22 protein-coding genes are annotated in these 25,234 nt (G+C 67.4%); 12 read left to right on the top strand and 10 right to left on the bottom strand.

The features are described 5' to 3' along the window. Nucleotides 1-79: 79 nt before the first annotated feature. Entirely contained in the window at nt 80-1,543 is a 1,464-nt protein-coding gene (locus tag J0695_RS03795; RefSeq protein ID WP_206960162.1) for a CCA tRNA nucleotidyltransferase, read from the bottom strand. Between the two features lie 173 nt (nt 1,544-1,716). Here J0695_RS03795 and J0695_RS03800 point away from each other — a divergent pair, with 173 nt between their 5' ends. The 7 genes from J0695_RS03800 (at nt 1,717) to trxA (ending at nt 11,124) form a co-directional block, all read left to right on the top strand. Then, nucleotides 1,717-4,005, top strand: coding sequence for a DUF6049 family protein (locus tag J0695_RS03800; RefSeq protein ID WP_206960164.1), 2,289 nt, complete (start codon nt 1,717-1,719; stop codon nt 4,003-4,005). A gap of 49 nt (nt 4,006-4,054) precedes the next feature. Beyond that, a complete protein-coding gene (gene murJ / locus J0695_RS03805; RefSeq protein ID WP_206960166.1) occupies nt 4,055-6,220 on the top strand; it encodes a murein biosynthesis integral membrane protein MurJ in 2,166 nt (721 codons plus the stop codon). A 128-nt stretch (nt 6,221-6,348) separates the two neighbouring features. Continuing rightward, nucleotides 6,349-8,070, top strand: coding sequence for a protein kinase family protein (locus tag J0695_RS03810; protein ID WP_206960168.1), 1,722 nt, complete (start codon nt 6,349-6,351; stop codon nt 8,068-8,070). A 27-nt stretch (nt 8,071-8,097) separates the two neighbouring features. Further along, on the top strand, nt 8,098-8,805 hold the full coding sequence (gene sigM / locus J0695_RS03815; protein ID WP_206960170.1) for an RNA polymerase sigma factor SigM: 708 nt from the start codon (nt 8,098-8,100) through the stop codon (nt 8,803-8,805). Continuing rightward, nucleotides 8,802-9,665 carry an anti-sigma factor family protein gene (locus J0695_RS03820; RefSeq protein ID WP_206960172.1) on the top strand — a complete coding sequence of 288 codons (864 nt, stop codon included), beginning with the start codon at nt 8,802-8,804 and terminating at the stop codon, nt 9,663-9,665. The genes sigM and J0695_RS03820 overlap by 4 nt, the downstream gene beginning before the upstream one ends. A 107-nt stretch (nt 9,666-9,772) precedes the next feature. Next, on the top strand, nt 9,773-10,735 hold the full coding sequence (gene trxB / locus J0695_RS03825) for a thioredoxin-disulfide reductase (RefSeq protein WP_206960174.1): 963 nt from the start codon (nt 9,773-9,775) through the stop codon (nt 10,733-10,735). A 44-nt stretch (nt 10,736-10,779) separates the two neighbouring features. Further along, complete coding sequence (trxA, locus tag J0695_RS03830; RefSeq protein WP_206960176.1) at nt 10,780-11,124, top strand: thioredoxin; 345 nt, start codon at nt 10,780-10,782, stop codon at nt 11,122-11,124. 79 nt (nt 11,125-11,203) lie between these two features. Here trxA and J0695_RS03835 read toward each other — a convergent pair whose 3' ends face one another. From J0695_RS03835 to rpmH, 9 genes are all read right to left on the bottom strand, one after another. Further along, a complete protein-coding gene (locus J0695_RS03835) occupies nt 11,204-11,821 on the bottom strand; it encodes a GNAT family N-acetyltransferase (RefSeq protein ID WP_206960178.1) in 618 nt (205 codons plus the stop codon). Nucleotides 11,822-12,121: 300 nt separating this feature from the next. Further along, nucleotides 12,122-13,234, bottom strand: a complete 1,113-nt coding sequence (locus J0695_RS03840; RefSeq protein WP_206960180.1) for a ParB/RepB/Spo0J family partition protein — start codon at nt 13,232-13,234, stop codon at nt 12,122-12,124. After that, entirely contained in the window at nt 13,231-14,307 is a 1,077-nt protein-coding gene (locus tag J0695_RS03845) for a ParA family protein (RefSeq protein WP_206960203.1), read from the bottom strand. The genes J0695_RS03840 and J0695_RS03845 overlap by 4 nt, the downstream gene beginning before the upstream one ends. Nucleotides 14,308-14,573: 266 nt before the next feature. Then, complete coding sequence (gene rsmG / locus J0695_RS03850; RefSeq protein WP_206960182.1) at nt 14,574-15,290, bottom strand: 16S rRNA (guanine(527)-N(7))-methyltransferase RsmG; 717 nt, start codon at nt 15,288-15,290, stop codon at nt 14,574-14,576. Nucleotides 15,291-15,400: 110 nt separating this feature from the next. Then, on the bottom strand, nt 15,401-15,916 hold the full coding sequence (locus J0695_RS03855; protein WP_206960184.1) for a Jag family protein: 516 nt from the start codon (nt 15,914-15,916) through the stop codon (nt 15,401-15,403). A 15-nt stretch (nt 15,917-15,931) separates the two neighbouring features. After that, nucleotides 15,932-17,245 (bottom strand): membrane protein insertase YidC, encoded by a 1,314-nt coding sequence (gene yidC / locus J0695_RS03860; RefSeq protein ID WP_206960185.1) that lies wholly within the window; start codon nt 17,243-17,245, stop codon nt 15,932-15,934. A 3-nt stretch (nt 17,246-17,248) separates the two neighbouring features. After that, on the bottom strand, nt 17,249-17,578 hold the full coding sequence (gene yidD, locus J0695_RS03865) for a membrane protein insertion efficiency factor YidD (RefSeq protein ID WP_206960187.1): 330 nt from the start codon (nt 17,576-17,578) through the stop codon (nt 17,249-17,251). Further along, entirely contained in the window at nt 17,575-17,946 is a 372-nt protein-coding gene (gene rnpA / locus J0695_RS03870; protein ID WP_206960188.1) for a ribonuclease P protein component, read from the bottom strand. Before rnpA ends, yidD begins: the two co-directional genes overlap by 4 nt. Before the next feature lie 18 nt (nt 17,947-17,964). After that, the gene (gene rpmH / locus J0695_RS03875) at nt 17,965-18,102 is read right to left on the bottom strand and encodes a 50S ribosomal protein L34 (protein ID WP_003967884.1); all 138 of its coding nucleotides are present in this window, start codon (nt 18,100-18,102) and stop codon (nt 17,965-17,967) included. A gap of 348 nt (nt 18,103-18,450) precedes the next feature. On the opposite strand from rpmH, the gene dnaA reads away from it, so the two are divergent. The 5 genes from dnaA to J0695_RS03900 all read left to right on the top strand — a co-directional run bounded on the left by dnaA (nt 18,451) and on the right by J0695_RS03900 (nt 24,901). Beyond that, on the top strand, nt 18,451-20,280 hold the full coding sequence (gene dnaA / locus J0695_RS03880) for a chromosomal replication initiator protein DnaA (protein WP_206960189.1): 1,830 nt from the start codon (nt 18,451-18,453) through the stop codon (nt 20,278-20,280). Between the two features lie 825 nt (nt 20,281-21,105). Further along, entirely contained in the window at nt 21,106-22,236 is a 1,131-nt protein-coding gene (dnaN, locus tag J0695_RS03885; protein ID WP_206960190.1) for a DNA polymerase III subunit beta, read from the top strand. A gap of 79 nt (nt 22,237-22,315) precedes the next feature. Further along, nucleotides 22,316-23,194 (top strand): phosphogluconate dehydrogenase (NAD(+)-dependent, decarboxylating), encoded by an 879-nt coding sequence (gnd, locus tag J0695_RS03890; RefSeq protein ID WP_206960191.1) that lies wholly within the window; start codon nt 22,316-22,318, stop codon nt 23,192-23,194. A 31-nt stretch (nt 23,195-23,225) separates the two neighbouring features. Further along, nucleotides 23,226-24,356: a DNA replication/repair protein RecF gene (recF, locus tag J0695_RS03895; protein WP_206960192.1), complete on the top strand. Its 1,131-nt coding sequence runs from the start codon at nt 23,226-23,228 to the stop codon at nt 24,354-24,356. Further along, complete coding sequence (locus J0695_RS03900) at nt 24,353-24,901, top strand: DciA family protein (protein WP_206960193.1); 549 nt, start codon at nt 24,353-24,355, stop codon at nt 24,899-24,901. The genes recF and J0695_RS03900 overlap by 4 nt, the downstream gene beginning before the upstream one ends. The last annotated feature ends 333 nt before the right edge of the window (nt 24,902-25,234 follow it).

A 25,234-nucleotide genomic window follows, 5' to 3' on the forward strand; every position in this document is an offset into this window, starting at 1 on the left:
GGGGCGGTGTTTCACGTGAAACACCGCCCCTTCGTCGTGCCCGCGCCCGCCATGTTTCACGTGAAACATGGCCTCAGCTCTACTGCGCGGCCCACCATTCCTTGAGCGCCGCGACCGCCGCCTCGTGCTCCATCGGCCCGTTCTCCAGCCGCAGCTCCAGCAGGAACTTATAGGCCTCGCCGATCACAGGGCCTGGGGTGACGCCCAGAATCTCCATGATCTGGTTGCCGTCCAGATCGGGCCGGATCGAGTCCAGCTCCTCCTGGTCCTGCAACTGTGCGATCCGCTCCTCAAGCCCGTCGTAAGCCCGGGACAGTACGTTCGCCTTGCGCTTGTTCCGCGTGGTGCAGTCCGAGCGGGTCAGCTTGTGCAGCCGTTCCAGCAGCGGCCCCGCATCGCGCACATACCGTCGCACCGCGGAATCGGTCCACTCCCCGGTCCCGTAGCCGTGGAAGCGCAGATGGAGCTCGACCAGCTTGGTGACGTCCTTGACCATGTCGTTGGAGTACTTGAGCGCGGTCATGCGCTTCTTGGTCAGTTTCGCGCCCACCACCTCGTGGTGATGGAAAGAGACCCGGCCGTCCTCCTCGAAGCGGCGGGTCTTCGGCTTGCCGATGTCATGCAGCAGGGCGGCCAGTCTCAGTACCAGGTCGGGCCCGTCCTCCTCCAGGTCGATGGCCTGCTCCAGCACCGTCAGCGAGTGCTCGTAGACGTCCTTGTGCCGGTGGTGCTCATCGCTCTCCAGCCGCAGCTCGGGAAGCTCGGGAAGCACATACGCAGCAAGTCCGGAGTCGACCAGCAGCGCCAGGCCCTTCCGCGGATTCCCGGACAGGAGCAGCTTGTTGAGTTCGTCACGCACCCGCTCGGCCGAAACGATCTCGATGCGCTCGGCCATCGCCGTCATCGCGGCAACGACCTCGGGAGCCACCTCGAAGTCCAGCTGCGCGGCGAAGCGCGCGGCCCGCATCATCCGCAGCGGGTCGTCGGAGAACGAGTCCTCCGGAGTGCCAGGCGTCCGCAGGACCTGCTCGGCAAGGTCCTCGAGCCCGCCGTGCGGGTCGATGAACTCCTTCTCCGGCAGTGCTACGGCCATGGCGTTGACGGTGAAATCGCGGCGTACGAGGTCTTCCTCGATGGAGTCGCCGTAAGACACCTCGGGCTTGCGCGAGGTCCGGTCGTACGCCTCGGACCGGTACGTCGTGACCTCGATCTGAAAGTTCTGATCAGCGGCTCCGCCGCGGCCCTGCTTCTGGCAGCCCACCGTGCCGAAGGCGATCCCGACCTCCCACACCGAGTCCGCCCAGGGCCGGATGATCTTCAGTACGTCCTCGGGGCGGGCCTCGGTCGTGAAGTCCAGGTCGTTGCCGAGCCGGCCGAGGAGCGCGTCCCTGACCGAGCCGCCGACCAGCGCGAGGCTGAACCCGGCCTCCTGGAAACGGCGGGCAAGGTCGTCGGCGACCGGGGAGACCCGCAGCAGTTCGCTGACCGCGCGGCGCTGCACCTGGCTCAGGGCACTGGGGTTGTCTTCGTTGGCATTCGGCACAACAGAAAAGGGTACGGGTCCGCGCCGACCGAAGCGTGCCAGTTTCCGTGCGGCTCCGCTCACGCTTCCGATCATGTAGAACAGTCCGCGGCACTTCGCCACAGTGAGCCTCGTTACCATGCGTGGACGCACAACCGACGACCACTGAACGACGACGAGGGACGGGCGAGCGCGTGGCCGAGGCGGCAGACTTCCAGGGGACACCTCCCTCACCTGCCCGCCGGTGGCTGAGGCGCACGGCAGCGGCGGTGGCAGGCGCCCCGCTCGCAGCGGCTCTGATCTGCGGTTATACCGTCGGCACCGCACATGCGGCGGAGAGCGTATCCGGTTCCGACACGGTCGACGTCTCCCTGGATTCGCTGTCCCCCAGCGCCCCCGTGACGGGCGACACGGTCACCTTCACCGGCACAGTGACCAACAGGAGCAAGGAGACCATCACCAAGGCCCACGTCGGGCTGAACGTGGGTCCGCGTCTCTCCGGCCGGTCGGCGATCGACGATGCGACAAAGCGCACCGGGTACACCCCAGGCGTCGACCCGGTGGAAATCGGCGGCAAGTACACGGTCGTGTTCCCGAAGCTGGCCTCCGGCATCAGCCAGGACTTCACCCTCTCCGTCCCGGTCAGCAAGCTGGAGCTCGGCGAGGACGGCGTCTACCAGCTCGGCGTCTCCCTCTCCGGGGAGACCGCCGGCTCTCCGTACGACCAGGTGCTCGGCATCCAGCGAACCTTCCTCCCCTGGCAGCCCGACTCCCAGGCGAAGAAGTCCCAGCTCACCTACCTCTGGCCGCTGACGTCCCCGACGCACCTCACGGCCGAGACGGGTTCCGACGAGCAGCAGACCCCGGTCTTCGCCAACGACGACCTGGCCGCCGAGCTCGCCCCCGGCGGACGCCTGGAGCAGATGGTCTCGCTGGGCAGCAGCCTGCCCGTCACCTGGGTGATCGACCCTGACCTGCTCGCCACCGTCGACGCCATGACCAGGACCTACCAGGTCAAGACCGGCGACACCACGGTCGCGGGCAAGAACCAGGCCGTCGCCAAGAAGTGGATGAGCTCCCTGGAGGACGCCGTCCAGGGCCAGAAGGTCATCGCGCTGCCCTTCGCCGATCCGGACCTCGCCTCGCTCGCCCACCGCGGCAAGAACGTGCCGGGTTCCCTGAGCCACCTCCAGCGCGCCACCGAGGTGGCCGCCTCGACCGTGGAGACGGTCCTGCACGTCAAGCCGTCCACCGACTTCGCCTGGCCGGTGGACGGCGCGGTCGATCCTTCGATCATCGATGTGGCCACCTCCGCCGGCGCACATAACGTGATCGCGCGCAGCGACAGCCTCCAGGAGACGGAGGACCTGCCGTACACGCCCACCGCGCCCCGCCCGATCGGCAGCGGCACCACCGCCGTCGTCGCCGACGCCCGGCTCTCCACGGCCTTCCAGGGCGATATGGCGAAGGCCGGCAAATCCACGCTCGCCGTGCAGAAATTCCTCGCCCAGACCCTGGCCCTCACTCTTCAGGACACCGAGAAGCAGCGCAGCGTCGTCGTCGCCCCGCAGCGGATGCCGTCGGCCTCCCAGGCCCAGTCCATGGCCGCCGCACTGCACTCGCTCGACCCGCAGCGCTGGACCCAGGCGACCGATCTGGTCACCGCGGCCAAGGCGGCCCCCGATGACCACGCCACGACGCGGGTGCCCCGCTCGTCCGCGTACCCCGGTTCGCTGCGCTCACGGGAACTGCCGGTGCAGGCATTCCAGGACGTCAGGGCCACACAGTCCAGCCTCGACGGATTCAAAGTCGTCCTCACCCAGCCCGACCGGGTGGTCACGCCCTTCGGCAACGCGATCAATCGCGAGCTCTCCACCTCCTGGCGCGGCCGCGCCCAGGACGGCACGGCCTACCGCGCCGGGGTGCAGAAGTACCTGACCACCCTCACCGGCCGCGTTCAGCTCGTCCAGAAGTCCGACATGACACTCTCGGGGCGCAGCGCGACGATCCCGGTGACCGTCCAGAACAAGCTGGTACAGCCCGTCGGTCATCTGAAACTGCGGCTGACGTCCGTCAATCCGACCCGTCTCTACGTCGGGAATTCCAAGGACACCCTCGCCGAGCAGCAGGTGAACGTCGAGGGCGGCCACAGCCAGACGGTGAAGTTCACCACCACCGCCAACGCCAACGGCCCGATCAAGGTCTACGCACAGCTCTACACCGAGGACGGAACCCCCTACGGCGAGGCGATGCCCTTCACGGTCAACGTCTCCGAGATGCCCGCGAACGTCATGCTCGTGATCGGCGGCGGCGTACTCCTGCTGCTGCTCGCGGGAGTACGGATGTACAGCCACCGAAAGCGCGCCGCAGCCCGCGGAGCGGCGGCCGGGGGTGACATCCCCGAGCAGCCGGGTGACCCGACACCGGACACCGGACCGGAAAGCGGGGACCCTGCGGGCGCGAATGAGAAGGTGGACCGTTGAGCGATCGATATCGTGGCCGGTCGGCCGGGGACGATGAGGTGGGGTACCGATGAACGCGCCGTACGACGGTGACCGCGGCCAGGGTGCCGGGGGTGCGGATCCGGCGGGACAGGTCCCCGCGCCGCCCCCCGCCCAGGATCCCTACGTCCAGGATCCGTACGTCCAGGACCCTTACCTCCAGGATGCGTACGACCACGATCCCTACCGGGCCCAGGACCTCACGGCCCAGGACCCGGTGACGGAGGCGCTATACGACCGCGCCGCGCACCCGCCGCCTCCCCCCGGCACCTGGGCGGAACCCCAGCCGCTCTACCAGCAGCCGGCCGCACCGCAGTACGCCCCCAATCCGCAGGTGTGGGCGCAGACCCCGCCGCCGGAGCCCGAGGGCCCCTCCCGCTACCTTCCGTACGGCGACGACGCGACGACGCAGTTCGTGGGCCTGGACGACCTGGTCAGCCAGGCCGCCGAGCAGCCGGACGAGCAGGACGCCTTCGCCTATCTCTTCCGGGACCAGCAGGGCACGGCGCCCACCCCCGCGCCCACCCCTGAGCCGGAGCCCGTCGCACCCGTCCCGCCGAAGTCCGCCGGCCGCGCGTCGAGCCTGCTCAAGTCGAGTGCGGTGATGGCCGCGGGCACGCTGGTCTCCCGCCTCACCGGTTTCGTACGCACCATGGTCATCACCGCCGCTCTCGGCGCGGCCACGCTCGGCGACGCCTTCACCGTGGCGTACACCCTGCCGACGATGATCTACATCCTGACCGTGGGCGGCGGCCTCAACTCCGTGTTCGTGCCCCAGCTGGTGCGCTCGATGAAGGAGGACGAGGACGGCGGGGAGGCCTACGCCAACCGTTTGCTCACCCTCGTCATGGTGGCGCTCGGCGTCATCGTCGCCGTCGCGGTCTTCGCGGCGCCCGTGCTCATCCACCTGATGTCGTCGACGATCGCCAACAACCCGCCGGCCAACAGCGTCGCCGTCACCTTCGCCCGCTACTGCCTGCCCACCATCTTCTTCATGGGTGTGCACGTGGTGATGGGCCAGATCCTCAACGCCCGCGGCAAGTTCGGCGCGATGATGTGGACCCCGGTCCTCAACAACATCGTCATGATCGCCACCTTCGGCCTGTTCATCTGGGTCTACGGCACCTCCGCCGAGTCCCGCATGGGTGTGGAGACCATCCCGGCCGACGGCATCCGGCTGCTGGGCATCGGCACCCTGCTGGGCCTCGCCGTCCAGGCGCTGTCGATGATTCCGTATCTGCGCGAGGCGGGCTTCCGCTTCCGGCCCCGCTTCGACTGGCGCGGCCACGGCCTGGGCAAGGCCGTGAAGCTGGCCAAGTGGACCGTTCTGTTCGTCCTCGCCAACCAGGCGGGCGTCCTGGTGGTCACCCAGCTCGCGACCGCCGCCGGTCATGCCTCGGGCCGGGACGGCACCGGGATCATGGCCTACTCCAACGCCCAGCTCATCTGGGGCATGCCGCAGGCGATCATCACCGTCTCCGTCATGGCGGCCCTGCTGCCGCGCATCTCCCGCGCTGCCCACGACGGCGACCCGGGCGCGGTCCGTGACGACATCTCCCAGGGTCTGCGGAACTCCGCGGTGGCGATCGTCCCCGTCTCCTTCGCGTTCCTCGCCCTGGGCGTACCGATGTGCACCCTGCTCTTCGCCTCCAGCGGCGTGCAGGCCTCGCAGTCCATGGGATACGTCCTGATGGCCTTCGGCCTGGGGCTCATCCCGTACTCCGTGCAGTACGTCGTCCTCCGCGGCTTCTACGCCTACGAGGACACCCGCACCCCCTTCTACAACACGGTCATCGTGGCCGCCGTCAACGCGGCGGCCTCGACGCTCTGCTACGTGGTGCTTCCGGCCCAGTGGGCAGTGGTCGGCATGGCCGCCTCGTACGGGCTCGCCTACGCCGTCGGTGTAGGCGTGGCCTGGCGCAGGCTCAGCAAGCGGCTGGGCGGCGACCTGGACGGCACGAACATCCTGCGGACGTACGCACGGCTGTCCCTGGCCTCCATCCCGGCAGCGATCGTCGGCGGAGCGGTGGGCTTCGGAATCACCCGGACACTGGGCCACGGCGCTTTCGCCTCGCTGACGGCGCTGCTCGTCGGCGGAATCGTGCTTCTGGGTGTGTTCATCATCGCCGCCAAGCGCATGCGGATCGCGGAGCTGAACTCCATGGTCTCCATGGTGCGCGGGCGTCTCGGGCGCTGATCCCGGGAAGAAGTGCACAACCATCGTCGGTCGCCGTGTGTCGTGCATAGCGCCAGACTGTGGGCACAATTGGCGTGACTTTGCAGACTGGCTGACAGTGCGCAACGGATGGGGAGGCAGGAACGACGGTGGCGGAACGAAGCACGGCTGCCGTTGACGTGGCCGACAACGGCGGCGATGAGCCGCTGGCCGCCAAGGCGGACAAGGCCACGGCCGACGGGGTGGCGGAGTCCCACGACACGGCCGACCAGAAGACTCAAGACCCTGAGAGCGAGCCGAAGAGCTCCGAACCTTCGGTCGCGACGCCCGAGCTGCACAGCGGCCACAAGCTGGCCAGACGCTACCGGCTCGAGGAGTGCGTCACCCGTCTGGACGGTTTCAGCAGTTGGCGTGCGGTCGACGAGAAACTCCGCCGCGCCGTCGGAGTGCACCTTCTGCCCGCGGATCACGCCCGGGCCCGGTCCGTCCTGGCAGCGGCCCGCTCCTCCGCACTGCTCGGCGACCCTCGTTTCGTACAGGTCCTGGACGCCGTCGAGGAGAACGACCTCGTCTACGTCGTCCACGAGTGGATGCCGGACGCCACGGAACTGACCACGGTGCTCGCCTCCGGCCCGCTGGAGGCGCACGACGCGTACCAGCTGGTCAGTCAGGTCTCACAGGCCATGGCGGCGGCCCACCGCGAGGGCCTGGCGCATCTCCGGCTCACCCCGGGGGCCGTGCTGCGTACGTCCACCGGTCAGTACCGGATCCGCGGGCTCGCGGTCAACGCCGCCCTGCGCGGCATCACTTCCGACACTCCTCAGCGCTCCGACACCGAGGCGATCGGCGCCCTGCTCTACGCCTCGCTGACCCGGCGCTGGCCGTACGAGACGGACGCCTACGGTCTCTCGGGCCTTCCCAAGGGCGTCGGTCTGATCCCGCCCGACCAGGTGCGGGCCGGAGTCCACCGCGGCCTGGCCGAGCTGGCCATGCGCGCCCTGGCCAACGACGGTGCCACCGCCTCCCGCCAGGAACCGCCCTGCACCACCCCCGACGAGCTGGCGAAGGCCGTCGGGGAGATGCCGCGCATCCGCCCGCCGGAGCCTGCGTTCACCCCGCCGCCCGAGTACCAGCGCACCACCTACCAGCAGGGCACCTACGGCCGCCCCGCGGCAGGCCCAGGACCCGGTGTCACACAGGCGGTGGCAGCACCGCCGGCGCCGCTGCAGAGCCGTACCGGCAAGGCCCTCAAATGGGCCGTATCGGCGCTGCTGATCGCCGCGCTCGGCCTCGGCAGCTGGCAGCTCGCGGACACGCTTCTGGACCGCAACAAGAAGTCCGACGACCCGGACACCTCCCACACGAACGGTGGCGGAGGTGACAGCGACGGCGAGAAGAACCCCCAGACGCTCACCGTGAAGGGCGCCGCGGAGTACTACCCGGACGGCAAGGCCCAGCACCCCGGCGACGTCAAGAAGACCTACGACGGCGACAGCTCCACGTACTGGCGGACCTACTCCTTCCAGGGCGGACCGAAGCTGGCCCCCTTCAAACAGGGTGTCGGCGTCCTCTACGACCTGGGCTCGGCCAAGGACGTATCGGCCGCGTCGATACTGCTGCACTACGGCGGCGACCACACAACGGTTTCGCTGTATGCCGCGCAATCGCTCTCTCCATCGGCTTCCCTGGACTCGATGAAGAAGATCGCGTCCGCCGACACCACGGGGACCACCGCACAGCTGAAGGCCGACCAGTCGGTGAACACGCAGTACGTTCTCGTCTGGATCACAGCGATGCCGCACTCGTCCCGCGACCAGTACAGCAACGCCGGCTACAAGCAGGCCATAACGGATGTGAAGTTCACCGGCTGACCAGGCCGGCAGGGAGGGGGCTCACCGTTGGACGACGCCGCGCTCGGCGCCACAAGCGACCATGACCTCCTGGCTGCCCACGTCGCCGGTGACCCTGACGCCTTCGGTGAACTCGTACGCCGCCACCGCGACCGCCTCTGGGCGGTCGCCCTGCGGACCCTGGGGGACCGCGAGGAAGCCGCTGACGCCGTCCAGGACGCCCTCGTGTCCGCCTACCGTGCCGCCCACACCTTCCGCGGCCAGTCGGCGGTCACGACGTGGCTGCACCGGATCACCGTGAACGCCTGCCTCGACCGGGCGCGCAAGGCGGCCTCGCGCAAGACCTCACCCATGGACGACACCGAACGTCTTGAGCAGCTCCTGGAGCCCCACGAGTCCGCCGAGGCGCCCGCCGTGCGCCAGGACCTCCATCGAGAGCTGCTGAAGGCTCTGGGAACCCTTCCCATCGAGCAGAGATCCGCGCTGGTGCTGGTCGATATGCAGGGATATCCCGTGGCGGAGGCCGCTCGCATGCTGGACGTACCAACCGGGACGGTGAAGAGCCGCTGTGCCCGCGGCCGGGCCAGACTGCTTCCCCTGCTCACTCATCTGCGCAGAGAGGAAGCGGATACCCCCGAGGCTGATGGGGGAAGGAACCGGACGCGAGGGACATCCGTCCCACCACCGGCATCGGGACCACGAGACGCAGGAACAGGCGATCCGGCAGCTGCGAAGGGCGGAGGTGGGCGCGCGTGACATCGACGGCCGACACGACTCAGCACCCGGACGTCTCTGAGATCTCCGATCTGGCCGAAGGGCTGCTCCCGCCGTCCCGGACCGCGGACGTACGCCGGCACCTCGACGAGTGCGCACTCTGCGCCGAGGTACGCGTCTCACTCGATGAAATTCGCAGCCTGCTGGGCACCCTGCCCGCACCACAACGCATGCCCGATGACATCGCCGACCGGATCGATGCCGCGCTGGCCGATGAAGCGACGCATGTTTCACGTGAAACAGCGCCTGCTTCTCAGCCGACAGACCTCCCGGACACCCCCGTGGCAGACCGGCCCGCAGGACGTTCCGGTGCGGCCACCGGTCCCGGACGCGCCCCTGCGGCACGGCGCCGTCGTCGTCGTAACGCCGTACTCGGCGCGGCTTTCGGCGCCGCTGTGATCGGCGCAGGTGTCTTCCTGCTGCAGTCGGTCAACCCTTCGGGGAGCAGCGGCGACTCGGCGGCCAAGATGGCCGATGACTCCTTCGCTGCGGCCGGACTGGAGCAGAAAGTCCACTCGCTCCTTGTCCCCGACACCGAGTCCGGTGCGGACAGCTCACAGCCCGACAAACCGACGTCGCCCTCGCTCGGCATCCAGTCCAATACACCCAAGATCGCGAAAAGCGTCCTCGTGCCGGGCTGCATCGAAGCCGGAATCGGACGCGACAACGCACTGGCTCTGCAGCGGGGGACCTACGAAGGCACCAAGGCCTACCTCGTCGTGCTGCCGCACCCCTCCGACCCGGCCCTGGTCCAGGCGTACGTCGTCGATGCCACCTGCGTCGATGCCGGGGCGCCGGCCAAGGGAAAGGTTCTGCTGACCCATTCCTACGCCCGCCACTGACCACCTCGGGAATGCGAGCCCCGTAGGATCCGTTGGGTGGGATGAGAGTCCACTGGAGCAGCCCCCAGTAGGCCGTAGGCAGTCCGCAGAGACGAGGAAGAAAACCCGTGAGCGACGTCCGTAACGTGATCATCATCGGCTCCGGGCCCGCCGGCTACACCGCGGCGCTCTACACCGCGCGCGCATCACTGCAGCCGCTGGTGTTCGAAGGCGCCGTCACCGCCGGTGGCGCGCTGATGAACACCACCGAGGTGGAGAACTTCCCCGGTTTCCGCGACGGCATCATGGGCCCGGACCTGATGGACAGCATGCGTGCGCAGGCCGAGCGGTTCGGCGCCGAGCTGATCCCCGACGACATCGTCGCCGTCGACCTGTCCGGTGAGATCAAGACCGTCACCGACACGGCCGGCACTGTCCACCGCGCCAGGGCCGTCATCGTGACGACCGGTTCGCAGCACCGAAAGCTCGGCCTCCCGAACGAGGACGTGCTCTCCGGCCGCGGCGTCTCCTGGTGTGCCACCTGTGACGGCTTCTTCTTCAAGGACCAGGACATCGCCGTCGTCGGCGGCGGCGACACCGCGATGGAAGAAGCTACTTTCCTTTCGCGCTTCGCCAAGTCCGTCACGATCGTCCACCGCCGTGACACGCTGCGTGCCTCCAAGACCATGCAGGACCGTGCCATCGCCGACCCGAAGATCAAGTTCGCCTGGGACAGCGAGGTCGCCGAGATCCATGGCGAGCAGAAGCTCTCCGGTCTGACCCTGCGCAACACGAAGACCGGCGAGACGTCCGAGCTGCCCGTCACCGGGCTGTTCATCGCCGTCGGCCATGACCCGCGCACCGAGCTGTTCAATGGCCAGCTGGACCTGGACGACGAGGGCTACCTGAAGGTCGCCGCACCGTCGACGCGCACCAACCTTGCTGGTGTCTTCGGCGCCGGAGACGTGGTCGACCACACCTACCGGCAGGCGATCACCGCTGCGGGGACGGGTTGCTCCGCCGCCCTCGACGCTGAGCGGTTCCTCGCCGCACTGGCCGACAGTGAGAAGGCAGCAACCGCTGCGGTCTGACCGACACCTTCCCCACCCCACACCCCGAGAAAGAGGAGGCCGCCGTGGCCGGCACCCTGAAGAATGTGACTGACGACTCCTTCGAGCAGGACGTTCTCAAGAACGACAAGCCTGTACTGGTGGACTTCTGGGCTGCCTGGTGCGGCCCTTGCCGCCAGATCGCTCCGTCGCTCGAGGCCATCGCGGCCGAGTACGGCGAGCAGATCGAGATCGTCAAGCTCAACATCGACGAGAACCCGGCCACCGCTGCCAAGTACGGCGTGATGTCCATCCCGACGCTCAACGTCTACCAGGGCGGCGAGGTCGCCAAGACCATCGTCGGCGCCAAGCCGAAGGCCGCGATCATCCGCGACCTCGAGAACTTCATCGGCGACGAGGCCAAGGCCTGACAACGCGCACTGCGTTTCACGTGAAACAGGGGCCGCCCTTCGGGGCGACCCCTGTTTTTGGCTTCTGTGAGAGCGATCCTCACAGCGGACGCAGAACTGGCTCTTTCTGTACCACGCCCAGGAGACGGTCCAGGGCAAGCTCCACGTCCTCTTTCCAGGACAGTGTTGTACGCAGCTCAAGCCTCAGCCGCGGGTGAACAGGGTGCGGCCGTACGGTCTTGAAGCCGACCGCCAGCAGATGATCCGCCGGCAGCACACACCCCGGCTCCTTCCACCGCGCGTCCCCGAACGCTTCGATCGCCTTGAAATTCCGTCGGAGCAAATCCTTGGCCACGGTCTGCACCATCACCCGCCCAAGACCCTGCCCCTGATACCCCGGCATGATCCACGCCGTCATCAGCTGCACAGCATCTGGAGAGACGGGACTGGTGGGGAAAGCTGTGGCGCGCGGTACATACGCCGGAGGGGCGTAGAGGACGAAGCCGACCGGCATGTCGTCCACATAGAGGACCCTGCCGCACGATCCCCATTCCAGCAGGACAGCCGAAATCCAGGCTTCCTTCTCCAGCTCAGGTTTCCCTGCTTTTATCGCGGCTTGTCCACTGACCGGATCAAGTTCCCAGAAAACGCATGAGCGGCAGCGCTTGGGGAGGTCCGGAAGGTTGTCCAGTGTGAGCGGTACGAGCCGACGCCCCATGGAGGCTGTTCCTCACTTCCTTCGCCTGCCGCACCACGGGCGGCTGTGAGCACGGTCCGCTCCCTGAGCAGGCTGCCGACGAATCCGCCGACTGCCCCAATCCCCAGGCCTGCGGTCACCAGACGAGTGCGGCTCACCGGTCGCATGGCCCCGCCCTCCCTCCGAGGTGGATCAAGGTGGATGCGCCATACCTGGGCATCGTATCGACCCTGCGATCCCACGCATACCGTGAGAAAGCAAAGGGCGGGTCGTGTCCGGTACGTACCCGGAAGCAACCCGCCCCTGCAGTGATTCGTGGGCTCAGCCCTCGTCGTCCTCGGCGGCCTCTTCAGCCGGTGCGTTGTTCAGCACCCGGCCCTCGCCAGGAGCCAGTGAGCCAAGGATCCGGTCCAGATCTTCCATCGAAGCGAACTCGACGACGATCTTCCCCTTCTTCTGCCCCAGGTCGACCTTCACCCTCGTCTCAAAACGATCCGAGAGACGCGAGGCAAGATCCGAGAGCGCGGGCGAAAGGCGCGTACCCGCACGCGGCCCCTTCGCCTTGGTCGAACTCTGCGGGCGCGACCCCATCAGAGTCACGATCTCCTCGACCGCACGAACCGAAAGCCCCTCGGCCACGATGCGATGCGCCAGCCTGTCCTGCTCTTCGGAATCGTCCACCGAGAGCAGAGCTCGCGCGTGCCCGGCCGAGAGCACCCCCGCTGCGACCCTTCGCTGGACCGGGGCAGAGAGCCTCAACAGGCGCAGCGTGTTGGAGACCTGCGGCCGCGAGCGGCCGATCCGGTCCGCCAGCTGGTCATGCGTGCAGTTGAAGTCCTTCAGCAACTGGTCGTAGGCCGCGGCCTCTTCCAGAGGGTTCAGCTGAGCACGGTGCAGGTTCTCCAGCAGCGCGTCCAGCAGGAGCTTCTCGTCATCGGTTGCCCGGACGATCGCCGGAATCCGCTCCAGGCCCGCCTCCCGGCAAGCACGCCAACGCCTCTCACCCATGATGAGCTCGAAGCGCTCGTTCCCCACCTGCCGCACGATGACGGGCTGGAGGAGCCCCACCTCCTTGATGGAGGTGACCAGTTCGGCGAGAGCATCCTCGTCGAATACCTCGCGCGGCTGCTTCGGGTTGGGGGTGATCGAGTCCAGTGGCAGTTCAGCGAAGTACGCCCCGACCGACTGCGGCGTTTCCGCAGCAGCCTCCGGTGTCGATTCCTGCGCCGGCGCCGGGACTGTTGTTTCACGTGAAACAGCGCTCGCGGGCAGTTTGGTGACCTTCGCGGCCGCCACACCACGCTCTGCAGTCAGTACCGGAACAGCTCCTGGGGAGACCGACCCGCCGCCGGTGGTCAGCCCTGACTTCTCCTGGGGAGCTGCAGGGATCAGCGCACCGAGCCCCCGCCCCAGCCCTCTACGTCGCTCGCTCACTGGGTCCCCTCCGACATGCTCTGCTGGCTGTTCTGACTGCCCGTGTGCGCGTGCTGGGGGTCGTAGCGCACTCCGACTCCCCGCAGCGCGATCTCACGGGCCGCTTCAAGATACGACAGGGAGCCGCTGGATCCCGGATCGTAGGTGAGCACCGTCTGCCCGTAGCTGGGGGCCTCCGAGATACGCACAGAGCGCGGAATGCTCGTCCGGAGCACCTCGCGGCTGAAGTGGCTGCGCACTTCGTCCGCCACCTGGGAAGCGAGGCGGGTCCTGCCGTCGTACATGGTGAGCAGGATCGTCGACACATGCAGATCGGGATTGAGGTGTCCCCGCACAAGATCGACGTTCCGCAGCAGCTGTCCCAGCCCTTCCAGCGCGTAGTACTCGCACTGGATGGGGATCAGCACCTCGGCACCGGCGACCATCGCATTGACCGTCAGCAGCCCCAGCGAGGGCGGGCAGTCGATGAGGATGTAGTCCAGCGGCTGCTCGTACGCCTGGATCGCGCGCTGCAGGCGGCTCTCTCGGGCCACCAGCGAGACCAGTTCGATCTCGGCACCGGCCAGGTCGATGGTGGCCGGCGCACAGAAGAGACCTTCGATGTCAGGTACCGGCTGCACGACCTCGGAGAGCGGTCTGCTCTCCACCAGCACGTCGTAGATCGAGGGGACCTCCGAATGGTGGTCGATCCCCAGCGCTGTGGAAGCGTTGCCCTGTGGATCAAGGTCAATCACCAGAACACGCGCGCCGTGCAGCGCGAGCGACGCGGCAAGGTTGACCGTCGAAGTGGTCTTCCCGACCCCGCCCTTCTGATTGGCAACCACCATCACACGTGTCTGCTCCGGCCGTGGCAGACCTTCGCCGGCACGGCCAAGAGCTTCCACTGCCAGTTGGGCAGCACGACCAATGGGGGTGTCGTCCATCGGGGGCGGTGTTTCACGTGAAACATCCTCCCCCGCCGACTCGGTACGGGGACCGGGGACCGGATCGGTCATCGGTCCCGCGATGTTGGCGTCGGACCGCAAGGATTCACTCTCCTCGACTTCAGGCTCGCAATGCACAGAGCCTGTCATGCTTTCGGGGTTGTGAACCAGCGAGGCATGTTCTTCTGTGGATGAATCCACCTTTGTGGACAACTCCATGGCCCCGAAGGGCTTCTTGTCACGCGGCGAGGACGCCGCACGACCGCGACTGATGATCCCATGCAGCAGAGAGCGACGTTTCACGTGAAACACGATGCCCGCGCTGTCACCTCAGGCTGCTTCGACACTCCGGAATGCGTACGTTTGGAAGCTTGTATGGAGCATCGCCGGTAGACGGCGATCGAGGAACCCGCCGATCAACGGCGCCGACGTGAGCGGCTCACCCGGGCCGCCTTGGCCCGCTTCGCCGCGAAACGCACCCCGCCAGGGCTCTCCCCGACCACGACCCTGACCACAGTGGACAGGGGATCGACCAGTCCCTCGCCGACCTGCAGCACCTCGGTCTCCACCACGCCCAGCTTGCTCAGCGCGGCCCGGGCACCCTGGATCTCTTCTTCCGCCGTGTCGCCCTTGAGCGCCAGCATCTCCCCGTAGGGGCGCAGCAGCGGCACTCCCCAGCCGGCCAGCCGGTCCAGCGGAGCCACAGCTCGCGCCGTCACCACATGCACCGGCTGCAGCGTGCCGAGAACTTCCTCGGCCCGGCCGCGGACCACCGTCACGTGATCAAGCCCCAGCAACTCGACCACTTCCTGAAGGAAGTTGGTGCGCCTCAGCAACGGCTCCAGCAGCGTGATCTTCAGATCCCGGCGGACCAGCGCCAGCGGGATACCGGGCAGACCCGCCCCTGAGCCGACATCGCAGACCGTGACGCCCTCGGGTACGACCTCCGAGAGCACCGCGCAGTTCAGCAGATGCCGCTCCCACAGGCGGGGCACCTCACGCGGGCCGATCAGGCCGCGCTTCACCCCCGCGTCGGCCAGCAGCTCCGCGTACCGGACAGCCTCTGGATAGAACTCGCCAAAGACCGTATGCGCTTCTTCCGGCGCCTGGGGGAGCTCTGCTTCCTCCGTCACGGGAGACCGTCCTTCCGTACTGCACGACCGCACTGGGGTGGCTGACTATCAGGCTGACAAAGTTCGGCCCCGTCTGCGAACAGACGGGGCCGACAGAACAACTAAACCGGTCAGGCCGGCAGGACGACGACGAAGCGCTGCGGCTCCTCGCCCTCGGACTCGCTGCGCAGTCCGGCGGCGGCGATCGCGTCATGCACGACCTTGCGCTCGAAGGGCGTCATCGGATCGAGCTTCATCGGCTCGCCCGAGCTCTTCACCTCGTCGGCGGCCTTGGCCCCCAGCTCGGCAAGTTCCTCACGCTTCTTGGCCCGGAAGCCCGCGATGTCCAGCATCAGCCGGCTGCGGTCCCCGGTCTCCCGGTGCACAGCGAGCCGGGTGAGCTCCTGAAGAGCCTCCAGTACCTCGCCGTCACGGCCCACGAGCTTCTGCAGATCGCGGCTGCCCGCTTCACTGATGATCGATACCGCAGCCCGATCGGCCTCGACATCCATGTCGATGTCACCGTCGAGGTCGGCGATGTCGAGGAGACCCTCGAGGTAGTCGGCCGCGATCTCGCCTTCCTGCTCCAGGCGGGACAGCGTGTCGACGCCTTCGGCGGGGGCGGAGGTAGTGGTGCCTTCCGTCACGGGAGGGGCTCCTTCTTACTTCTTGGACGGGTGCTTGGGCCGCTGCTGGCCCTTGCGCTGCCCGGCCTTGGCTTGGCGTGAGTTACCGGAGGCCTTGGACCGCTGCGGGGGCTTGGCGTCCTGCGGCTCGTCCTTCTTCTCCGGCTTCTCCAGCGAGGTCTTCTCCGCGGAGTCGGACTCGGACTCGGACTCGTCGAGGTCCTCATCGGGCGTCTTGGCGGCACCCGGCTGGGCTACACCCGTCTGACGCTGAGACTTGGACTGACGCTTGGGCTGCTGACGCTTGGGAGCGGCATCGGCGAAGGTGCCGCCGTCTGCCTCCGCGGCCACAGCGGCCTCGCTCTTCTCCACGGTGCCGTCCGCCAGGGCGACCAGCCCTGCCTTGTTCAGCGTCGTGATGAACTTGCGCTCGGCGTCGTTGCGGTCCTTCGTCTCCTTGGCAGCGATGCCCTTGACGATGGTCCGCTCGTGGCGCGTACGCGTCTTGCTGTGCGTGACGAGGTGCTTCTGCATCCGCTCCAGCAGGCCGGACTGCGCCGAGCTGCCCGGGGTCGGGTTGCGGTGGATCACGAACATCTGCTGGCCCATGGTCCACACGTTGGTGGTCAGCCAGTAGACGAGGACACCGACCGGGAAGTTGATACCCATGACGGCGAACATGAGCGGGAAGACGTACATCAGCATCTTCTGCTGCTGCATGAACGGCGTCTTGACCGTCATGTCGACGTTCTTCGTCATCAGCTGGCGCTGCGTGTAGAACTGCGACCCCGACATCATCACGATCATGACCGCGGTGACGATGCGCACATCGGTCAGCGAGGCACCCAGCTTGGCGACGTCAGCCGCGCTGTCCATGAACTTCGACGCCAGCGGGGCACCGAAGATGTGGGCCTTCTGGGCGCTCTCCAGCAGCGGCTGGTTGATGACGCCGATCGTCTTGTTCGAGGCGATGGCCGAGAGCACGTGGTACAGGGCGAAGAAGAACGGCGACTGCGCCAGGATGGGAAGGCACGAGGAGAGCGGGTTGGTGCCCGTCTCCTTGTACAGCTTCATCATCTCTTCGGACTGACGCTGCTTGTCGTTCTTGTAGCGCTCCTGGATCACCTTCATCTTCGGCTGGAGCGCCTGCATGCCACGGGTCGACTTGATCTGCTTCACGAACAGCGGGATCAGGCAGATCCGGATCAGGACCACCAGTGACACGATGGACAGGCCCCAGGCCCACCCGGTGTCAGGCCCGAAGATCCAGCCGTAGAACGTATGGAACTGGACGATGACCCAGGAAACAGGCCAGGTGATAAAGCTGAACCAGCCGGCAATCGTGTCCACTAATCAGGCTCCTTGAGCATTGGGCGAGGTCTCTGCGGCCGGGCCGGTCTCCTGACCGGAGTGCCCGCCCTTGCTTTTCCGCCACGCGTTGCGCAGCGCTTCGTGCCAACGCGGGCGTCTGCGGGGTGGGACATGGTCCACCCCGCCCGGCGACCACGGATTGCAACGCAGGATGCGCCAGGCGGTCAGCGCCGTGCCCTTCACCGCGCCGTGCCGGTCGATAGCCGTATATCCGTAGTGGGAACACGACGGGTAGTACCTGCAGACGGGCCCCAGAAGAGGGCTGATCGTCCACTGGTACAGCTTGATAAGAGTCAGCAGCGGGTACTTCATCGCGCGCCCCCTCCCAGCAACCGCTGAAAGGCGGCATCCAGGTCTCGGGCCAGCTGTGCATGGTCGGCGTCACCCGCTCCGGGCAGCGCCCGTACGACCACCAGGCTACCGGGGGGCAGCTGGGACAACCGGTCACGCATCAGATGGCGAAGCTTCCGCTTCACCGCGTTGCGGACGACGGCTCCGCCCACTGCTTTGCTTACGACGAAACCCGCACGTGTCGGGGGAGTGACCTCCCCGGGCACATGCGGGTCCGTTGAACCGCTACGCAAATGGACGACGAGAAGCGGGCGGCCTGCCCGACGACCCTGTCGTACCGCGGTCGCGAAGTCCTCGCGCCGCCTCAGCCGATTCTCGGTAGGCAGCACGTCATGACCTGTACGAGATCAGGCGGACAGGCTGCTGCGGCCCTTGCCGCGGCGGTTTGCCAGGATGGCGCGGCCGGCGCGGGTACGCATCCGCAGGCGGAAGCCATGGGTCTTGGCGCGACGGCGGTTGTTCGGCTGGAAGGTGCGCTTGCTCACTCGGGGGCTCCAGAAATGATTCGGTGATGGCGGGACGTCGCCTGGCTGTCACCGTGCGCCCACGAGGAACTCGCGTTACGCCCGTGTGCACCGCTACACGATCAACAAGATCGCGATCTTTGCCCATCGGAGGCAGGCGGCAGCAGCCATCGACAACTCGACCTGGTCACGGTACGCGCGGCTACGCCATCCGGTCAAACCAGGCCCTCGACAGGGCCCGCTGTCCCCAGCCTGTGGACAACAACTTGAACGTCGTCAGCCGCCGCGACTACCGTGGCTGAACTTGCCTGCCTTCACACCCCGTCCCGAGAACCACACATTCGTGGGACCTTCGAGAGAGCGTGCCCTGTGGCTGACGTGCCTGCCGATCTTGCCGCAGTGTGGCCACGCGTGCTCGAGCATCTCCTCGCCGAGGGCCAGCAAAACATCGCGCCCAAGGACAAGCAGTGGATCGAGCGGTGCCAGCCGCTCGTTCTGATCAACAACACCGCCCTCCTCGCCGTTCCCAACGAGTACGGCAAGCAGGTGCTCGAAGGCCGGCTCGCCCCGCTCATCAACGAGATGCTGACTCTCGAGTGCGGCCGCCCGACCCGGATCGCGATCACCGTCGACGACACGATCGGCGATCCCGCACCCTCGGCGGGCCCACCCGTACAACAGCAGCCGCACTACCCGGCGCCCCCGCAGCACGACGAGCCGCGCCATATCGACACCTACGAGGACTACGGCCGCCGGCCCGCGGACGACGGAATGCCGACCGCGCGTCCCGCCTACCCGGACTACCAGCAGCAGCGCCCCGACCCCGGCTCCTGGCCGCGCACCCAGGAGGACCTCTCCTGGCAGCAGCAGCGCCTCGGCGGGTTCCAGGAGCGCGACCCCTCCACGGAGCAGTGGCGGGAGCCGTACGCGCCTCCCCGGATGCAGCAGCCGCAGCAGCCCCAGCACGACTACCGGCAGCAGCAGCCCGAGCGCCAGCAGTACGACCAGCAGCGCCCCGAGCACCGCGGTCCCGGAAACCACCGCGACTCCCAGAACCAGCAGGACCATCGGCACGGCGGTGGACCCGGCTCGCCGATGCCCTCCGGCGGCGGCAGGCCCGGTCCGCTGGCCGCGCAGCCCGCGCCCGCGGCCGGCCCCGGCGAGCCCCACGCCCGCCTCAACCCGAAGTACCTCTTCGACACCTTCGTCATCGGCGCGTCCAACCGCTTCGCACACGCGGCCGCGGTGGCTGTCGCCGAGGCGCCGGCGAAGGCGTACAACCCGCTCTTCATCTACGGGGAGTCCGGGCTCGGCAAGACCCACCTGCTGCACGCCATCGGGCACTACGCGCGCAGCCTCTACCCGGGGACCCGGGTGCGGTACGTGAGCTCGGAGGAGTTCACCAACGAGTTCATCAACTCCATCCGCGACAGCAAGGGCGACACGTTCCGCAAGCGCTATCGCGATGTGGACATCCTGCTCGTCGACGACATCCAGTTCCTCGCGAGCAAGGAGTCGACGCAGGAGGAGTTCTTCCACACCTTCAATACGCTCCACAACGCCAACAAGCAGATCGTGCTCTCCTCCGACCGGCCGCCCAAGCAGCTGGTGACCCTGGAGGACCGGCTTCGTAACCGCTTCGAGTGGGGTCTGACCACCGACGTACAACCTCCGGAGCTGGAGACGCGGATCGCGATCCTCCGTAAGAAGGCAGTGCAGGAGCAGCTCAACGCCCCGCCCGAGGTGCTGGAGTTCATCGCCTCCCGTATCTCGCGCAACATCCGCGAGCTGGAGGGGGCGCTGATCCGGGTGACGGCGTTCGCGTCGCTCAACCGGCAGCCGGTGGACCTCGGTCTCACCGAGATCGTATTGAAGGACCTGCTTCCTGGCGGCGAGGACTCGGCGCCCGAGATCACCGCGAGCGCCATCATGGCCGCCACCGCCGACTACTTCGGGCTGACGGTGGAGGATCTCTGCGGATCCTCGCGCAGCCGCGTGCTGGTGACGGCGCGCCAGATCGCGATGTACCTCTGCCGTGAGCTGACCGATCTCTCACTGCCCAAGATCGGGGCGCAGTTCGGCGGCCGCGACCATACGACCGTGATGCACGCGGACCGGAAGATCCGGGCGTTGATGGCCGAGCGGCGGTCCATCTACAACCAGGTCACCGAGCTCACCAACCGCATCAAGAACGGCTGAGACAGCCGCTTTCAGCGGTCTGCAGAGCTTCAGAAGGGCGTCCGGGGACGAACTCCCCGGGCGCCCTTCGGCATTCCGGACCCCACCGCTGTTCGAATACATGGCTGCGGGAGAGTGTTCTCCACAGATCTTGGCACTTGGGGCCGTCCACACCCTGGGGACTACCGAGTTGTCCAGATTATGTCCACAGGGGCGGTTGCTGAGACTTCATCACCCCAGGTCAGAGGGCTGTGGATTTGTGGCAAACCTCTACCCACAGGCTGTGGACAGAATTTTCATCCACAGGGGCCGGGACGAGTTGTCCACCGACGGCCCACAGCCGTGGCCGCCTTGTCCCCAACTTCTCCACACCCTTGTCCACTGTTCGGCAACGAAACGCCCGAGGTCACTGGGTCGAGTGAAAGCCGTCACACCAAGGGGGTCGGTTGGGCTGTGGGGAACGTGGGTAAAGCTGGGGACAGCCCTGGGGAGAAGTACCCCTCTCCTGTGCACCGGGTGTGCAGAACTTTTCGCCGTCCACAGAAGAGCGGGGTTTTCCACCGGCTCCACCCACAGGCGCGGTGGACAAAAAACCGGTGTTGACCTGCGAAAACTGGGTTTTCCACCGTTTCCACAGGACCTACTACTACTACCAACTAGAGTTAGCTGAGATTCCGGTTCGAAGTGGGGCCTGTGCACAACTTGGCACCGGCGCCCCAGAGGCGGCTCGTCGCGACTTGACCCCGACCCGCACCGAGTGACGGTGGCGGCTGACAGACTGGCCCCCGGCAACAAGCCGACGACGAGGCCAGCAGGGCGAGCCAGCAACAGCAGGAGGCGGTTCCGGTGAAGATCCGGGTGGAGCGCGATGTACTCGCCGAGGCAGTGGCCTGGACGGCCCGCAGCCTCCCGGCCCGGCCTCCGGTGCCTGTGCTCGCAGGACTCCTGCTGAAGGCGGAGGAGGGCGCTCTCAGCCTCTCCGGCTTCGACTACGAGGTTTCGGCGCGGGTATCGGTCGATGCCGAGATCGAGGAGGAGGGCACGGTCCTGGTCTCCGGGCGGTTGCTCGCAGACATCTGCCGCGCCCTTCCCAACCGGCCGGTGGAAATTTCCACAGACGGTGTACGAGCGACCGTGGCCTGCGGATCCTCGCGATTCACACTTCACACCCTGCCTGTGGAGGAGTACCCGGCGCTGCCGCAGATGCCGACCGCGACGGGCACCGTTCCCGGTGAGGTCTTCGCTTCTGCCGCCGCTCAGGTGGCCATCGCCGCGGGCCGTGACGACACGCTGCCCGTTCTGACCGGTGTGCGTATCGAGATCGAGGGCGACACGGTCACGCTGGCGTCCACCGACCGCTACCGCTTCGCGGTCCGCGAGTTCCTGTGGAAGCCGGAGAACCCGGAGGCCTCCGCGGTCGCCCTGGTGCCCGCCAAGACGCTCCTGGACACCGCGAAGTCGCTGACCAGCGGCGACACGGTCACCATTGCGCTGTCGGGTTCCGGTGCAGGTGAAGGTCTGATCGGTTTCGAGGGTGCGGGACGCCGTACGACCACCCGCCTGCTCGAGGGTGACCTGCCGAAGTACCGGACGCTCTTCCCGACGGAGTTCAACTCGATCGCCGTCATCGAGACGGCCCCGTTCGTCGAGGCCGTCAAGCGTGTGTCCCTGGTGGCCGAGCGCAACACTCCGGTGCGGCTCAGCTTCGAGCAGGGTGTGCTGATCCTCGAAGCCGGTTCCAGCGACGACGCACAGGCTGTGGAGCGGGTCGACTGCAAGCTGGAGGGTGACGACATCTCGATCGCCTTCAACCCGACGTTCCTGCTGGACGGGCTCAGCGCGATCGACTCCCCGGTCGCCCAGCTCTCCTTCACGACCTCCACGAAGCCGGCGCTTCTCAGCGGTCGCCCCGCGATCGATGCCGAGGCGGATGACGCGTACAAGTACCTGATCATGCCGGTACGTCTGAGCGGCTGACCCCGCAGGTGTGTACCTGCGTCCCGGCGTAGGCTCGGACGCAGGTACGAAATGCCACCACGTCACTAAGGATCTTCTGATGGAGCTCGGTCTCGTCGGCCTCGGCAAGATGGGCGGCAACATGCGTGAGCGCATCCGCCGCGCAGGCCACACCGTCATCGGTTACGACCGCAATCCGGACCTCGCGGATGTCACAAGCCTGGAAGAGCTTGTCAGCAAGCTCAAGGGCCCGCGCGTCATCTGGGTGATGGTCCCGGCCGGTGGAGCGACCCAGTCCACCGTCGACGAGCTCGGCGCGCTGCTGGAGCCCGGCGACATCGTCGTGGACGGCGGGAACTCCCGCTGGACGGACGACGAGAAGCACGCCGAGGAGCTCGCGGCCAAGGGCATCGGCTTCGTCGACTGCGGTGTCTCCGGCGGTGTCTGGGGCCTGGAGAACGGCTATGCGCTGATGTACGGCGGTGACGTCGAGAACGTCGCCAAGGTGCAGCCCATCTTCGACGCCCTCAAGCCCGAGGGTGAGTTCGGCGCGGTACACGCGGGCAAGGTCGGCGCCGGCCACTTCGCCAAGATGGTTCACAACGGCATCGAGTACGCCATGATGCAGGCGTACGCCGAGGGCTGGGAGCTGCTGGAGAAGGTCGACTCCGTCACCGACGTGCGTGAGGTCTTCCGCTCCTGGCAGGAGGGCACTGTCATCCGCTCGTGGCTGCTGGACCTGGCCGTCAACGCGTTGGACGACGACGAGCACCTGGACAAGCTCCGCGGGTTCGCCGCCGACTCCGGTGAGGGCCGCTGGACCGTTGAGGCCGCGATCGACAACTCCGTACCGCTGCCGGCGATCACGGCGTCGCTCTTCGCCCGTTTCGCGTCCCGCCAGGACGACTCCCCCCAGATGAAGATGATCGCGGCGCTGCGCAACCAGTTCGGTGGCCACGCGGTAGAGAACAAGAAGTAAGTCAGCCAGCAGGGGAGGTCGGACCGCACTCATGCACGTCACGCATCTGTCGCTGGCCGACTTCCGCTCGTACGCCCGGGTCGAGGTCCCTCTCGATCCGGGCGTCACTGCGTTCGTGGGCGCCAACGGCCAGGGCAAGACCAATCTGGTCGAGGCGGTCGGTTATCTGGCGACGCTCGGGAGCCATCGGGTCTCCTCCGATGCTCCGCTTGTACGGATGGGGGCCGACCGGGCCGTCATCAGAGCCGCTGTCACACAGGGCGAGCGCTCCCAGCTGATCGAGCTCGAACTCAATCCCGGGCGGGCGAACCGGGCCCGTATCAACCGGTCCTCGCAGGTCAAGCCGCGCGATGTGCTGGGAATCCTCCGGACGGTGCTGTTCGCCCCCGAGGACCTGGCGCTGATCAAGGGCGACCCGGGTGAGCGGCGCCGGTTTCTGGATGAACTGATCACTTCCCGCTCGCCCCGTATCGCCGGGGTGCGGTCCGATTACGAACGGGTGCTGAAGCAGCGGAACACCCTGCTGAAGTCGGCGGCCATGGCGCGCCGGCACGGCGGACGGTCGATGGACCTGTCCACGCTCGATGTCTGGGATCAGCATCTTGGCCGGGTGGGCGCGGAACTGCTGGCGCAGCGGCTGGATCTGATCGCGACGCTGCAGCCGCTCGCGGACAAGGCGTACGAGCAACTGGCCCCCGGTGGTGGGCCGATCGCGCTGGAGTACCGGAGTTCGCTGGGCGAGGGGATCGAGGGCGCGCAGACGCGCGACGAGTTGTACGAGCTCCTGATCGCGGCCCTGGTGGAGGCCAGGAAGCAGGAGATCGAGCGGGGCGTGACGCTGGTCGGGCCGCACCGGGACGATCTGGTGCTGAAGCTGGGGCGGCTGCCGGCCAAGGGGTACGCGAGCCACGGCGAGTCCTGGTCGTACGCGCTGGCGCTGCGGCTGGCCTCGTACGACCTGCTGCGTGCCGAGGGCAATGAGCCGGTGCTGGTGCTGGACGATGTCTTCGCCGAGCTGGATGTACGGCGGCGGGAGCGTCTGGCGGAGCTCGTGGCGCCCGGCGAGCAGGTGCTGGTGACGGCGGCCGTGGACGATGACGTGCCCGGGGTGCTGGCAGGTGCGCGGTACGGCGTGACGGACGGGGCGGTGGAGCGCCTGTGAGCGAGCAGCAGCTCCCGCCCCCCGAGCAGCCCAAGGTGCCGGAGCCCTCCGGGGTCGATCTGGCACGGGTCGCGCTGCGGGCCGCGAAGGAACAGGCGAAGGCGCGGGGCGCCGCGGCACAGCAGAAGAAGCAGGCCAAACGCGGTGGGCTGCGTTCGGGCGCGCGGGCCGACGGGCGCGATCCGCTGGCGCTGGGCGCTGCGATCAACCGGCTGATCACCGAGCGGGGGTGGGAGACGCCGGCCGCGGTGGGCGGGGTGATGGGGCGCTGGCCCCAGATTGTCGGGGAGGACCTGGCGAAGCACTGTGTCCCGCTGCGCTATGACGAGCAGCCCGATGAACGGGTGCTGACGATCCAGTGTGATTCGACGGCGTGGGCGACGCAGCTCCGGCTGCTGGCTCCGCAGCTGGTTGCCCGGCTGAATGAGGATCTGGGGCACGGCACTGTGCGGTTGATCAAGGTGCTCGCCCCGGCAGGGCCGCCGCAGCGGTTCGGCAAGCTGAGGGCGCCGGGCAGTACCGGCCCCGGAGATACGTACGGCTGACCGGCGACGAGGCTGCCGTGTTTCACGTGAAACATGCGCGCCTGTTTCACGTGAAACATCTATGCGACGCGGCCGTGAAGCGTGAGGCTTCCGGCGCGTACCGCTGCCCGGCGAGCAAGGCGTGAAACCGGTGGTGGGCGGTGAGGCGTCCCTCACGGTAGCCGGTGCTTGACAGGCCGAAGCGCTGAAAGCCCGTGTGAGCCTCTTGGAGCCCCTTCCCGGATATGGGGAGTCGGGCGGAGGAGGTTCAGGGCGGCACATGTGGACTCAGGTACCGGCAAACCCCCATTCATGTCGGCGCTACCGGTAGACTGGGCAGCAATCCCGTCAGCT

Origin of the sequence: Streptomyces beijiangensis (assembly GCF_017315755.1) — a bacterium.
GTDB lineage: Bacteria > Actinomycetota > Actinomycetes > Streptomycetales > Streptomycetaceae > Streptomyces > Streptomyces beijiangensis.